Origin of the sequence: Kitasatospora sp. NPDC006697 (assembly GCF_042869935.1) — a bacterium.
GTDB lineage: Bacteria > Actinomycetota > Actinomycetes > Streptomycetales > Streptomycetaceae > Kitasatospora.
On the sequence record NZ_JBIAGU010000030.1, the window covers coordinates 84,392 to 96,589 of the forward strand.

The window sequence follows — 12,198 nt, forward strand, 5'->3', positions numbered from 1 at the left end:
GCGGTTAAGGGCGGATTGAGCCCGGGGCCGTACCTTCGGGCGACCCCGCTCACCCCTCCAGGAGGACCACCATGGCATCCAGTCCCCTGCCCGGCCCGCTGGCCGCGCTGCTCGAACAGGGCCGGTCCCGGCTGCTCGCCCTGCTGGCCGCCCCGCCCGTGACCACCTCGGACACGGTCGGCCGGCTCGCCGGGCCCGGCCGCTCGCTGGTCCTGCGCGACCTGCGCGAGAAGGTGGTGGAGTACCGCTCCACCAACCCCGATCCGACCGGCACCACCCCCACCGAGCGCGACTTCGCCACCGTGCGGCTGGAGATCTTCGGCCCGGACGGCGACCGGCTGGGGCAGACCGAGGGCGCCGGACGGATGCTCTACCGCGACCAGGCCGACGGCCACTTCATCGCCTACTTCGGCGAGCGGATCACCCTGGACGACGGCAACGTGGTCCGGGCCGGCGGCCCGGTGGACGACGCCCGGCTGACCGCCGGGGAGTTCGCCACCTTCCCGGCCGTGGTGGTGGCCGGACCGCTGCGCGGCGCGATCGGCTACCGGACCTTCCGGCCGCTGGTCAGGGAGACGCACAGCGAGTACGAGTCCGCGATCGTCCTCTACCGGAACTGACGGCCATGGCGACGGAGCAGTTCGTGCTGGAGCAGCGTCGGATCGGACCGTTGGCGGTGGGTGCCCAGGGGCTGGGCTGCCTGGGCCTGTCCGAGTTCTACGGGCCGGTCGCCGAGGCGGATGCGCTGGCCGTGATCCACCGGGCGCTGGATCTCGGGGTCACCCTGCTGGACACCGCCGACGTCTACGGGCACGGCGAGAACGAGCGGCTGATCGGCCGCGCGCTGGCCGGGCGGCGGGACCGGGCGGTGATCGCCACCAAGTTCGGCGTCCTGCGGCCCGGTTCCGGCGTCGGCACCGGCATCCGGGCCGATCCGGCGTACCTGCGGGAGAGCTGCGAGGCCTCGCTGCGCCGGCTCGGGGTGGACCACATCGACCTCTTCCAGCTCACCCGGGCGGACCCCGCCGTTCCGGTGGAGGAGACCGCGGGCGCGCTGGGCGAGCTGATCGCGGCCGGCAAGATCCGGGCCTACGGGCTGAGCGAGGTCTCCGCGGCCACGCTGCGGCGGGCGCACGCGGTCACCCCGGTGGCGGCGCTGCAGAGCGAGTGGTCCCTCTGGTCCCGCGACCTGGAGGAGGGGCCGCTGGCCGCCTGCCGGGAGCTGGGCATCGCCGTGCTGGCGTACGCGCCGCTCGGGCGCGGCTTCCTGACCGGGACGGTGCGCGACGCCGGGCAGCTGGGGCCGGCCGACTTCCGGCGGATCGGGCTGCCCCGGTTCGAACCGGCGAACCTGGCCGCCAATCTGCCGCTGGCCGACCGGCTGGTCGAGCTGGCCCGCGAACGCGGCGTCACCGCGGCCCAGTTGGCGCTGGCTTGGCTGCACCACCAGGGTCCGGACGTGGTGCCGATCCCGGGGACCGGCCGGCTCGGCCATCTGGCGGAGAACGCCGCGGCCACGCGGCTGGCGCTCACCGCACAGGAGCTCGCGGCGATCGCCGCCGCGGTGCCCGCCGACCAGGTGCACGGGAGCCGCTGGAACGCGGCCAGCACGGCCTTCCTGAACGGGTGACGTGACGGGTACCGGCTGACGGAGGGCGGGCCCCGGTCTCGGGCCCGCCCTCCGTCAGTTGCTCACTCCGTCAGTTGCTCACTCCGTCAGTTGCTCACTCCACCACTGACAGCGCCCGCGACGGGCAGAGCGAGACCGCCAGCCGCACCGCGGGCGCGAGCTCCTCACCCGGCGCCTGCTCCAGCAGCACCACCAGCCCGTCCTCGCCCTGGTCGAACACCTCGGGCACACCGAACACGCAGTGGCCCGCCGCCATGCAGCGCTCCCGGTCCGCGATCACCCTGGCCACGGCGCTCACCACTCCACCGGCAGCGCGTGCACGCCCTGCATGGTGCCGCCGCGCCGGGCGGACAGCTCGTCCGCCGGCACGGCCAGCCGCAGCCCGGGCAGCCGCTCGAAGAGCGTGGCGAAGGCGGCCTCCAGCTCCAGTCGGGCCAGGTTCTGCCCCAGGCACTGGTGGATGCCGAAGCCGAACGCCAGGTGCTGGCGTCCGGTGCCGGGCCGCCGCACATCCAGGACGTAGGGGTCGGGGTAGACGGCCGGGTCCCGGTTGGCCATCGAGGAGGAGACCAGCACCCCCTCCCCCGCCCGGATCAGCTGCCCGTCGATCTCCAGGTCCTCGGTGGCCACCCGGACGCCGGAGACGTCGGTGACCGAGACCATCCGCAGCAGTTCGTCCACCGCCGCCGCCCGGCCCGCCTGGTCGGCCGCCAGGAAGGCGGCCAGCTGGTCGGGGTGCTCCAGCAGGGTCACCACGCCGAGCGCGATCATCTGCGAGGTGGTGTCGTGGCCGCCGATCAGCAGCGCCAGCGCGATCCGCAGCAGGTCCTCCCGGCTCAGGTCGGGACCGCCGACCTCGCCGGCCAGTCGGCCGAGCAGCCCGGGGCCGCCGCCGGGCTCGCGCTCGGCGGCGGTGATCAGCCCGTCCAGGTAGTCCCACAGTGCCCGTCCGGCGGCCTCCGCTCCGTCGGCGTCCTTGGCCTGCAGCAGTCCGACCGTCTTCTCCTCGAAGAACTCGTGGTCCTGGTAGGGCACGCCCAGCAGGTCCGAGATGACGGTGGACGGGATCGGCAGCGCGTAGGCCGTCAGCAGGTCGGCCGAGGACCCGGCCGCGACCATCCGGTCCACCAGGCGGTGCGTCAGCTCCTCCACGTGGCCGCGCAGTTCGCGCACCCGCTTGAGGCCGAAGTCGGGTGCCAGCAGCCGCCGGTGGATGTCGTGCACGGGCGGGTCGAAGCCGATGATGGCGATCGGCTTGAAGATCGGCGCCTCGAACCGGGGCAGCACCACGGGGAAGTCGGGACGCGAGCGGTCGGCCGAGAGCCGGGCGTCGGCGAGCAGCGCCCGGCCCTGGGCGTGGCCGGTCACCATCCAGATGCCGCTGCCGTTCCACAGCTCGACCCGGTGCAGCGCCCCGGTGCGGCCGAGCTCCTGGTAGCCGGGTGACGGCTGGTACGGGCAGGTGCGGTCCTGCGGATAGGCGAAGGCGGTCATCAGGTCCTCGCAGGGGTGGCGGGTGTCGGCCGGGCGGCGCGCGGCGCGGCCAGCAGCCGCATGGCCGGGTTCTCGACCAGGGAGTGCAGAGCCCAGGCCACCAGGGTGGCCGCGCCGAACATGCCGGCCAGCACGCCGATCGCCGCGGGCGTGGTCCAGCTGCGGGTGCTGCCGAGCGCGGTGTGCCCGAACTCCAGCACCAGGAAGTGGGTCAGGTAGGAGGCGTAGGAGACCGTGCCCAGCCAGACCACCGGACGGCTGCGGAAGAGCGACCGCCCGCCGCGCAGGTCCACGGCGGCGACGGCGGGCACCAGCAGCGCCAGCGGCAGCGCCACCGGCGCGCTCAGGCTGTAGACACCGGGGTAGGCGGTCAGCTGTGCGGCGAAGCCGACGGCCAGCAGGACGGCCGGCACCAGCGGGCTGATCCGGGGCCAGCGGCCCTCCTGGACGATCCGGGCCATCAGGATGCCGAGTGTGAAGTCCAGCGCCCGGGTCGGCGGGAAGGAGACCAGGAACCAGTTCTGGGTGAGCGACATGCCCAGGCCGGGCAGCCGGGGCCGGCCCGGGAGCCAGGCCTGGCCGATCGCCGGCAGCAGCAGGATCACCGCCGTCACCCCGGCGACCGCCCACCAGAGCCGGGCCGCCGGGATGCGCCGCACCAGCCCGTGCAGCAGCGGGAACGCCAGGTAGAACAGCAGCTCGCAGCTGAGCGACCAGGTCACCACGTTGATGGTGAGGATGAACCGGGCCTCGGGCAGCCAGGTGTGCACCAGGAACAGGCTCGGCAGCAGGTCGCCCAGGTGCACCTGCTGGCCGGCCAGCAGCGCGAGCACGATCGCCGCGCCCCAGGCGACCACGTGGTTCGGGTAGATCTTGGCCAGCCGGCGCCGCCAGAACCGCCGCACCGGCTGCCGCCCGCGCGCCGACCAGGTCAGCACGAAGCCGCTGAGCACGAAGAAGAACTCCACGCCGAGCCAGCCGATCGCGAAGGCGAGGGGCGCCAGCTTGGCCTCGGTGCGGGCGTCGAAGTAGCCGAGCACGAAGGAGTGGCAGAGGAACACCAGGAAGGCCGCGCCGAAGCGCATGCCGGTCAGTGAGGGCAGCCGGTCCGGGTCGGCCGGGCCTGCGGTGGTGAGGCCCGGGTCGGGTCTCGGGGCGGTCGTCCGGATGGACGCGGGCATCGGCGGTGCTCCTCTGGTCGGATCGGACGGATCGGACGGATCGGGCGGGTTGGCGGGCGGGCGGGGGCCCTGACGGGCGGTCAGTCCTCGGTCTCGGTGAGCCGGATCGCCCGGGACGGGCAGAGGAAGGCGGCCCGGCGGACCGCCTCCCGCAGCTCGGGGCCGGGCTCGGGGATCAGCACCAGCACGATGCCGTCCTCGTCCTGGTCGAAGACCTCCCCGGCGCTGGCCATGCAGCGGCCGCCGCTGATGCAGCGGTAGCGGTCGGCGGTCACCCGCAGGGCGCTCACCAGGCGACCGGCAGGGAGAGCACCCGCTGCACCGTGCCGGCGCCGAGGATCGGCAGGTCGCCGACCTCGGCGTCCAGCCGCAGGCCGGGGATCCGGGTGAACAGCTCGCGGAAGGCGACCTCCAGTTCGAGCCGGGCCAGGTTCTGGCCGAGGCACTGGTGGATGCCGAAGCCGAACGTGAGGTGGTGGCTGTCGGCGCGCAGCAGGTCGAGCTCTTCGGGGCGCTGGTGGGTGAGCGGGTCGCGGTTGGCCAGCGTGCCGGAGACCAGCACGCCCTCGCCCGCCCGGATGGTCTGGCCCGCCAGTTCGATGTCGCCCTTGGCGATCCGGGTGGCGACCAGGTCGGTGGTGGCGATGAAGCGCAGCAGTTCCTCGACGGCGGTGCCGGTGCGGCTCGGGTCCTGGTGCAGCAGGGACAGCTGCTCGGGGTGCTCCAGCAGGGTGATCACACCGAGGGCGAGCGAGGAGGAGGTGGTCTCGTGCGCCGCGATCAGCAGCACCAGGGCGATCGAGACGAGTTCGGCGTGGCCGATGTCGCCGGTCAGCACGCGTTCGCGGACCAGGGTGCCGAGCAGTCCGTCGGTGGGCTCCTTGATCTGCGCGGTGACCAGCGCGTCGATGTAGTCGACCAGCTCCTGGGCGGCCCCGCCGGACTCCTCCTCGGTGCCGAGCATGACCTTGCCGCTGGCGTCCTGGAAGAACTCGTGGTCCTCGAACGGCACACCGAGGTGGCGGCAGATCACCAGCGAGGGCAACGGCACGGCGAGCAGCGGGATCAGGTCGGCGGGCGGACCGTGGTCGATGATCCGGTCGACGTAGCCGGTCACGATCCGCTCGATCTCCGGCTGCATCCGGCGGACCTGCTTGAGGCTGAAGTGCGGGTTGAGGTAGCGGCGGTAGAGGTCGTGCTCGGGCGGGTCCATGGCGATCATCGCCAGGCTGCGGGCGATCTGCGAGCGGAACCGCGGTGCCACGATGGGGAAGTCCGGGTGGGTGCGCTTGGAGGAGAGGTTGGGGTGGGTGAGGATCTCCCGGGACTCCTGGTAGCCGGTGACCAGCCAGGCCTCCCGGCCGTCGAACAGCGTCACCTTGAGCAGCGGTCCCTGCTCGCCGAGCTCCCGGTAGCCGGCCGGCGGCTGGTAGGGGCAGCTGCGCTGCTGGGGGTAGTGCGGGGCCTGGGACGACATCTGTGGGTTCCCTCCGTAGCGAGTCGGTCGGCGGCCGGTCACGGAAACGACGGCTCGTCGGTTGACGGTTGCTCCGCGTCGCGGGGCAGCCTGGCCGCCGCGGCGAGGAGTTGACGGGTGTACGGGTGCTGCGGTGCGTCCAGCACCCGGGCGGCGGGGCCGGCCTCGACCGCCCGGCCGTCGCGCAGCACCAGCACCTGGTGGCTGAGCCGGCGCACCACGCCGAGGTCGTGCGAGATGAACACGTAGGCCACGCCGAGGCGTTGCCGGGTCTGCTCGAACAGGTCGAGGACCTGGGCCTGCACGGTGGCGTCCAGCGCGGAGACCGGCTCGTCGCAGACCACCACGTCCGGCCGTACCGCCAGCGCCCGGCAGATCGCCAGGCGCTGGCGCTGGCCGCCGGAGAGGTCGCGCGGCATCCGGTCCAGCAGGTCGGCGGACAGGCCCACCTCGTCCAGCAGTTCGGCCATCCGGGCCGGCCAGCGCGGGCGGCGCAGCCCGGTGGCGCGCAGCGGGTCGGCGAGCAGTCGGCGCACGGTGTGGCGCGGGTCGAAGGAGGCCAGCGGGTCCTGGTGCACCACCTGGACCCGCAGCCGGGCCCGGCGGCGCTCCGCGCCGCGCAGCACCGACCAGTCCCGGCCGTCGAGTTCGATCCGCCCGGCGTCGGGGCGGACCAGGCCGGCCAGCATCCGGCCGAGCGTGGTCTTGCCCGAACCGGATTCGCCGACCACGCCCAGGGTCTCCCCCGCACGCACCTCCAGCGAGACCTCCCGCAGCGCGTGCAGGGTGCTGCGGTCGGGCAGCCGGTAGGACTTGGCCAGGCCCTCGGCGCGCAGGACGGCGCGGCCGGGCCGCTCGGGTGCGGCGGGACGCACGCTGCCGTCCGGCACGGCGTCCACCAGCGCCCGGGTGTAGGGATGGTCGGGCGCGCGCAGCACCCGCCCGGGCGGTCCCTGTTCGACGAACCGGCCCTGCCGCATCACGTACACCTGGTCGGCGAACTCGGCGACCACGCCGAGGTCGTGGCTGATCAGCAGGACGGCGGTGCCGTCCTGGGTGCGCTCGCGGATCAGGCCGAGCACCTGGCGCTGCACGGTGGCGTCCAGCGCGGTGGTGGGCTCGTCGGCGATCAGCAGCTCGGGGCGGGCCGAGAGGGCGGCGGCGATCAGCGCCCGCTGGCGCAGGCCGCCGGACAGCTCGTGCGGGAACTGCCGCGCGCGCAGCTCGGGTTGCGGTACGCCGACCTCGGCCAGCAACCGCACCGCCTCGCCGGCGAGCGCGGCCGGCGGCACCGTGCGGTGTTCCCGAGCGGCCTCGGCGACTTCGGCGCCGACTCGGCGCAGCGGGTCCAGCGAGCCGAGGGCGTCCTGCAGCACGTAGCCGATCCGGCGGCCGCGCAGGCTGCGCCAGCCGCGTTCGCCGAGGGCGGTCAGGTCGGTGCCGTCGAAGCGCAGCGCGGCGGCGCCGACCCGGGCGCCCGGTCCGGCGAGCCCGACCAGGCTGCGCGCGGTGGCGCTCTTACCCGACCCGGATTCGCCGACCAGGGCGACGACTTGGCCGCGCCGGACGGTGAACGAGGCCTCTCGCACCGCCTCGATCCGCCCGCCCCCGCTGGCGGCGGGGAAGCTGACGGCCAGGCCCTCGACCCGGACCAGCGGTTCGTCCGTGCCGCTCATCGCTGCCTCCGGTCCAGGGTCCGCTGCAGTTGCCGGCCGACCGCGGAGGCGGCCAGCACGGCGGCGGTGACGGCGGCACCGGGGAAGGCCGCGGTCCACCAGGCGAGGCCGAGCAGGTCCCGGCTGCCGGCCAGCATGGCGCCCCATTCGGCGGTCGGCGGCTGCGGGCCGAGGCCGACGAAGCTGAGGCTGGAGCCGGCCACGATGGTGGCGCCGAGCGAGACCACGCCGAGCGCCAGTACCGGGCCGAGCGCGTTGGGCAGCACGTGGCGCAGCACCACCTCGGTGCGCCGCAGGCCGAAGCCGTGTGCGGTCTCCAGGTAGGCCCGGTGGCGCACGGCCAGCACCTCGGCGCGGGCCACCCGGGCGAAGCCGGGCAGCGCGACGACGGCCAGCCCGAGCACCACGGGCCAGGTGCCGCGGCCGAGCACGGCGACGATCAGGAAGACCAGCAGCAGGCCGGGCACCGAGAGCACGACCTCCAGCAGCCGGCTGAGCAGTTGGTCGAGCAGCCGGCCGCCGAGGGCGGCGGCGGCGCCCAGCAGGGTGCCGCCGACCAGGGCGAGCCCGACGGCGCCGATGCCGATCAGCAGCGAGGGCCGGGCACCGTGGACGATCCGGGCGTACAGGTCGCGGCCGTTCTGGTCGGTGCCGAGCGGGTGGGCGCCGCTGGGCGGCCGGAGCACGGCGTGCAGGTCGGTGGCGTTGGGGTCGGTGCCGGTGAACAGGCCGGGCAGCACGGTCATCGCGGCCAGCGCGAGCAGCACGGCGAGGGCGAGCAGCAGTCCGAAGCGTCGGGTCACGCGGTCCTCCCGGTCCGTCGGGTGCGCGGGTCGATCAGCCCGTGCAGGGTGTCGACCGCGAGGTTGACCAGGACGAAGACGGCGGCGGCCAGCAGCACCAGGGCGATCACCACCGGCATGTCCTTGTTCTGCACGGCGCTGAGCAGCAGCCGGCCGACGCCCTGCCGGGAGAAGACGATCTCGATCACCACGGCGCCGCCGATCAGCGAGCCCGCCAGCCAGCCGAAGAGCGCGGTGGCGGGCAGCAGCGCGTGCCGCAGGGCGTGCCGCAGCAGCACCGCGCGTTCGCTGATGCCGCGGGCCCGGGCGCCGGTGGTGAACGGCTCCTCGAGGGCGCGCAGCAGTCCCTCGCGCAGCACCTGGCTGAGCACGGCCGTGGGTGCGGCCGCCAGGGCGATGGTGGGCAGCACCAGGCCCTGCGGTCCGGAGGTGCCGATCGCGGGCAGCCAGTGCAGTTGGAAGGAGAAGAGCGCGAGCAGCAGCAGTCCGAGCCAGTACGGCGGCAGTGCGACCACCAGGGCCTCGACCGAGGCGGCCAGCGCCCTGGCGCGCCGGCCGGCCCGGGCGGTGGCCTGCGCGAGGAGCACGGCGCCGATCGCGGTGACGGCCAGTGTGGTTCCCAGCAGTTGCAGGGTGGCGGGCAGTTGGGCGCCGATCGCGCGCCACACCGGCTCCCGCAGCACGTAGGAGTCGCCGAGGTCGCCGTGCAGCAGCCGGCCCAGGTAGGCGGCGTACTGCACCGGCAGCGGGTCGCCGAGCCGGTACTGGGCGGTGAGCGCGGCCCGGGCGCCCGGGCTGACCTGGGCGCCCGCGGTCAGCACGTCGGCGGTGCCGCCGGGCATCAGGTGCAGCAGCAGGAAGGCGGCGGTGACGGCGCCCCACAGCACGCCGAGCGCGGCGGCCAGCCGCAGGGCGGCGCGGCGCAGCAGCCGGCGGGCGGGGGCGGCCGCGCCCGCCCCGGTCAGGAGGCCAGCCATGCCGTGGACAGGTCGGGGGTGCCGTCGACCTCGAAGGTGATGCCCTGGACGGTCGAGCGGGTGGCGATCGAGGAGACCGGGGAGTAGATCGGGAAGACCGCGGCGTCCTTGGTGACCTGCTGCTGCACCTGGTCGTAGGCCTGGACGCGGTCGGCGTCCGTGCCGGCCTTGAGGGCGCTCTGGAAGAGCTGCTCGGCGGCGGGGTTGTCGTAGCGGGCCATGTTGTTGCTGATCCCGCGCGCGGGGGTGGGGATGTTGGCGGCGCTGAACAGCACCCGCAGCACCGAGGAGTCGGGGGAGGCGAAGCTGGTGTCGATCAGGTCGTAGTCGCCGGCCAGCAGCCGCTTCACGTAGGTACCGGAGTCGACGCTCTGCTCGGCGATCTCGATGCCGAGCGCCTTGGCCTGGGACTGGATCTGGACCGCGAGGTCCTGGATCGCCGGGCTGGACCAGAGGTGGCGCAGGGTCAGCCTGGCGCCGTTCTTGGTGCGGTAGCCCTGGGCGTCGCGGCCGGTCCAGCCGGCCTGGTCGAGCAGCTTGGCGGCGTCGGCGGTGTTGACGGCGTAGGCGGCGGCCACCGAGCCGTCGTAGCCGGGGGTGGTGGTGGCGAGCGGGCCGGCGGCGGCCGGGTAGAGGCCGAAGTAGAGGCTGTTGACGATGGCCGGCCAGTCGATGCCCTCGCGGAAGGCCTGCCGCACGGCCGGATCGGCGAACGGGCCGCCGGCCGTGTTGGGCCAGTAGGCGTAGTTGGCGCCGGGGTAGGGCTCCTGGTACAGGGTCAGCGCGGGGTCGGACTTGACGGTGCGCAGGCCGACCGGGGAGAGCGCGGTGGCCGCGTCGACCTGGCCGCTGGTGAGGGCGCCGGAGCGGGCCGAGTCATCGGGCACCACGGACAGGCTGACGCCGTCCAGGTGGGCCGGGCTTCCGGTGGGGGACCAGGTGTCGGCGGTGTTGCGGGTGTAGTCGATGCCCTTCTGCGAGACGAAGCCGCCATCGCTGCGGAACGGGCCGGTGCCGACGATCCTGGTGCACAGCGCCGAGGGCGCTCCGGTGAGGGTCCTGGGCGACTCGATGCCCAGGTTCGGGGTGGCGAGCGCGCCGAGCAGCCCGGAGTCGGGCGACTTCAGGGTGATCTCGACGGTGTGCGGGTCGACGGCGCGGGAGGAGGCGTAGGCGGCGAGCAGGCTGGCGGCGAGCATCGACTTGGTGGCCGGGGCCACCACCTGGTCGAGGTTGGCGACCACGGCGGCGGCGTCGAAGGGAGCGCCGTCGGTGAAGCTGACGCCGTCGCGCAGCTGGAAGGTGTAGCGCAGGCCGTCCGGCGAGGCCTGCCAGGAGGTGGCCAGCCACGGGTGCAGGGCGCCCTTCTGGTCCTGGTAGACCAGTGAGTCGAGGATCGGGCGGGCGAACAGCCGGGCCGCCTGGGTGGGGCTCTGGTGCGGGTCGAGGCAGTCGGGCTGGGTGGCGACGGCCAGGTGCAGGGTGCCGCCGTCCCGCGGCGTCCCGGCGGCGGCCGCGCTGCCGCCTCCTCCGCCACCGCCGGAACAGCCGGACAGGGCGCCCAGGACCAGCGCGGCGACCCCGGCCGCGGTGGCGGCGCTGCGGTGTCTGCGGAACCAGTTGCCAGAGTCCATCGTCGTCCTCGCTGCTGTGCGGTGGGCCGCGGGCGGCTCGGGGCCGCCCGCCGGGGCGCCCTGTCCGGGTGTTCCGGCGCCGGTGGCGGGCGGTGCCTCGCGGCTGGGTGTCGGACAGTCACGATGGTCGACGGGGCTAAATCAGGTCTGAACCGGCCGGGCGGCGGTCGGGGCCGGTACGGCCCGGGCCCGGCTCCCGGACAGGCCGAAGGCCCGTCCCCCCGGGGGACGGGGGTCGGGCCTTCGGGGTCGGGGGCCGGCGGGCCGGTCGGGCCGGTCGGGCCGGTCGGGCCGGTCAGAACAGCTTGGCGATCAGCTCGTAGGAGCGGACGCGGGCCTCGTGGTCGGGCACCTGGGTGAGCACGAAGAGCTCGTCGGCCTTGGTCGCGTGCAGCAGCTCGCGCAGCCGGGGGCCGATCCGCTGCGGGGAGCCGACGAACTGCGGGTCGATCCGCTGGCGCAGGAAGGCCTGCTCGGGCGGGGTGAACCGGTGCGCGGCGGCCTCGGCCTCGGTGGGCAGCAGGGTGTCCGGGTCGGTGGTGCGCATCTGGATCTGGCCCAGCACGAAGGCGTTGGCCAGGCTCTCGGCACGGCTGTCGGTGTCGGCGGCGACCGCTATCACGGCGAGCCCGGCGTGCGGTTCGGGCTGGGCCTCGGTGGGCTGGAAGGACTCCCGGTAGGCGAGCAGCGCCTCGGGGGCGCCGCCGCCGACGATGGCGTGCGCGTAGACGAAGGGCAGGCCGCGGCGGCCCGCGTACACGGCACTGCCGGCGCTGGAGCCCACCAGCCAGATCCTGGGCGGGACTTCGGGCTCCGGCACGGCCCGCACCCCGTTCAGACCGCCGTCGAAGAAGCGGTTGAGGTCGTCCAGCTGGGCGTCGAAGCCGTGCCCCAGCGGGTCGCCGAGCCGGGCGCCGGCGGCCGGCGAGCCCCCGCCGCCCCGGCCGAGGCCGAGGTCCACCCGGCCGGGGTGGAGGCTGGCGAGCACGCCGAACTGCTCGGCCACCGCGTAGGCGGAGTGGTTGGGCAGCAGCACGGCGCCCGAGCCGACCCGCAGGGTGGTGGTGACCGCCAGGATCTGCCCGGCCAGCACGGCCGGGCTCGAGGTGGCCAGTGCCGGAGTGCTGTGGTGCTCGGCCACCCAGTACCGCTCGTAACCGAACGACTCGACGGCCTGGGCCAGTTCGATGGAGCGCCGAAGCGCGTCGCCGGCCCGGTCGCCCCGCCAGACGGGCGCCGTGTCGTGCACCGATATCGCGATCGCCTCGCTCAAGGCGCTCTCCTTCCGGGAAATCGTCCTTCTGTTCGCCAGTTAAATCGAGGCAC

12 protein-coding genes are annotated in these 12,198 nt (G+C 74.6%); 2 read left to right on the top strand and 10 right to left on the bottom strand.

What is annotated here, in order from left to right; all coding sequences use genetic code 11:
- The first annotated feature begins 71 nt into the window (after positions 1 to 71).
- Positions 72 to 620, top strand: a complete 549-nt coding sequence (locus ACFYNO_RS31965) for a hypothetical protein (protein WP_388020643.1) — start codon at positions 72 to 74, stop codon at positions 618 to 620.
- A gap of 5 nt (positions 621 to 625) precedes the next feature.
- Positions 626 to 1,630 carry an aldo/keto reductase gene (locus tag ACFYNO_RS31970; protein ID WP_388020646.1) on the top strand — a complete coding sequence of 335 codons (1,005 nt, stop codon included), beginning with the start codon at positions 626 to 628 and terminating at the stop codon, positions 1,628 to 1,630.
- A 94-nt stretch (positions 1,631 to 1,724) separates the two neighbouring features.
- Here ACFYNO_RS31970 and ACFYNO_RS31975 read toward each other — a convergent pair whose 3' ends face one another.
- The 10 genes from ACFYNO_RS31975 to ACFYNO_RS32020 form a co-directional block, all read right to left on the bottom strand.
- Positions 1,725 to 1,919, bottom strand: coding sequence for a ferredoxin (locus ACFYNO_RS31975; RefSeq protein WP_388020649.1), 195 nt, complete (start codon positions 1,917 to 1,919; stop codon positions 1,725 to 1,727).
- 5 nt (positions 1,920 to 1,924) lie between these two features.
- Positions 1,925 to 3,124, bottom strand: coding sequence for a cytochrome P450 (locus tag ACFYNO_RS31980; RefSeq protein WP_388020652.1), 1,200 nt, complete (start codon positions 3,122 to 3,124; stop codon positions 1,925 to 1,927).
- The gene (locus ACFYNO_RS31985) at positions 3,124 to 4,305 is read right to left on the bottom strand and encodes an acyltransferase family protein (RefSeq protein ID WP_388020655.1); all 1,182 of its coding nucleotides are present in this window, start codon (positions 4,303 to 4,305) and stop codon (positions 3,124 to 3,126) included. Before ACFYNO_RS31985 ends, ACFYNO_RS31980 begins: the two co-directional genes overlap by 1 nt.
- Positions 4,306 to 4,385: 80 nt before the next feature.
- Complete coding sequence (locus ACFYNO_RS31990) at positions 4,386 to 4,595, bottom strand: ferredoxin (RefSeq protein WP_388020658.1); 210 nt, start codon at positions 4,593 to 4,595, stop codon at positions 4,386 to 4,388.
- A complete protein-coding gene (locus tag ACFYNO_RS31995) occupies positions 4,592 to 5,782 on the bottom strand; it encodes a cytochrome P450 (RefSeq protein WP_388020661.1) in 1,191 nt (396 codons plus the stop codon). Before ACFYNO_RS31995 ends, ACFYNO_RS31990 begins: the two co-directional genes overlap by 4 nt.
- Before the next feature lie 38 nt (positions 5,783 to 5,820).
- Positions 5,821 to 7,458, bottom strand: coding sequence for a dipeptide ABC transporter ATP-binding protein (locus tag ACFYNO_RS32000; protein ID WP_388020664.1), 1,638 nt, complete (start codon positions 7,456 to 7,458; stop codon positions 5,821 to 5,823).
- Positions 7,455 to 8,261, bottom strand: coding sequence for an ABC transporter permease (locus ACFYNO_RS32005; RefSeq protein WP_388020667.1), 807 nt, complete (start codon positions 8,259 to 8,261; stop codon positions 7,455 to 7,457). The genes ACFYNO_RS32000 and ACFYNO_RS32005 overlap by 4 nt, the downstream gene beginning before the upstream one ends.
- On the bottom strand, positions 8,258 to 9,238 hold the full coding sequence (locus ACFYNO_RS32010) for an ABC transporter permease (protein WP_388020670.1): 981 nt from the start codon (positions 9,236 to 9,238) through the stop codon (positions 8,258 to 8,260). The genes ACFYNO_RS32005 and ACFYNO_RS32010 overlap by 4 nt, the downstream gene beginning before the upstream one ends.
- Positions 9,223 to 10,872 (bottom strand): ABC transporter substrate-binding protein, encoded by a 1,650-nt coding sequence (locus ACFYNO_RS32015; protein ID WP_388020673.1) that lies wholly within the window; start codon positions 10,870 to 10,872, stop codon positions 9,223 to 9,225. The genes ACFYNO_RS32010 and ACFYNO_RS32015 overlap by 16 nt, the downstream gene beginning before the upstream one ends.
- 295 nt (positions 10,873 to 11,167) lie before the next feature.
- Entirely contained in the window at positions 11,168 to 12,145 is a 978-nt protein-coding gene (locus ACFYNO_RS32020; RefSeq protein WP_388020676.1) for an LLM class flavin-dependent oxidoreductase, read from the bottom strand.
- Positions 12,146 to 12,198: the final 53 nt, after the last annotated feature.

Excerpts from the sequence above, each read along its gene's own strand:
- ACFYNO_RS31965 (WP_388020643.1), top strand. The coding sequence starts at position 72 with ATGGCATCCAGTCCCCTGCCCGGCCCGCTGGCCGCGCTGCTCGAACAG.
- ACFYNO_RS31970 (WP_388020646.1), top strand. The coding sequence starts at position 626 with ATGGCGACGGAGCAGTTCGTGCTGGAGCAGCGTCGGATCGGACCGTTG.
- ACFYNO_RS31980 (WP_388020652.1), bottom strand. The coding sequence starts at position 3,124 with ATGACCGCCTTCGCCTATCCGCAGGACCGCACCTGCCCGTACCAGCCG.
- ACFYNO_RS31985 (WP_388020655.1), bottom strand. The coding sequence starts at position 4,305 with ATGCCCGCGTCCATCCGGACGACCGCCCCGAGACCCGACCCGGGCCTC.
- ACFYNO_RS31995 (WP_388020661.1), bottom strand. The coding sequence starts at position 5,782 with ATGTCGTCCCAGGCCCCGCACTACCCCCAGCAGCGCAGCTGCCCCTAC.
- ACFYNO_RS32000 (WP_388020664.1), bottom strand. The coding sequence starts at position 7,458 with ATGAGCGGCACGGACGAACCGCTGGTCCGGGTCGAGGGCCTGGCCGTC.
- ACFYNO_RS32010 (WP_388020670.1), bottom strand. The coding sequence starts at position 9,238 with ATGGCTGGCCTCCTGACCGGGGCGGGCGCGGCCGCCCCCGCCCGCCGG.
- ACFYNO_RS32015 (WP_388020673.1), bottom strand. The coding sequence starts at position 10,872 with ATGGACTCTGGCAACTGGTTCCGCAGACACCGCAGCGCCGCCACCGCG.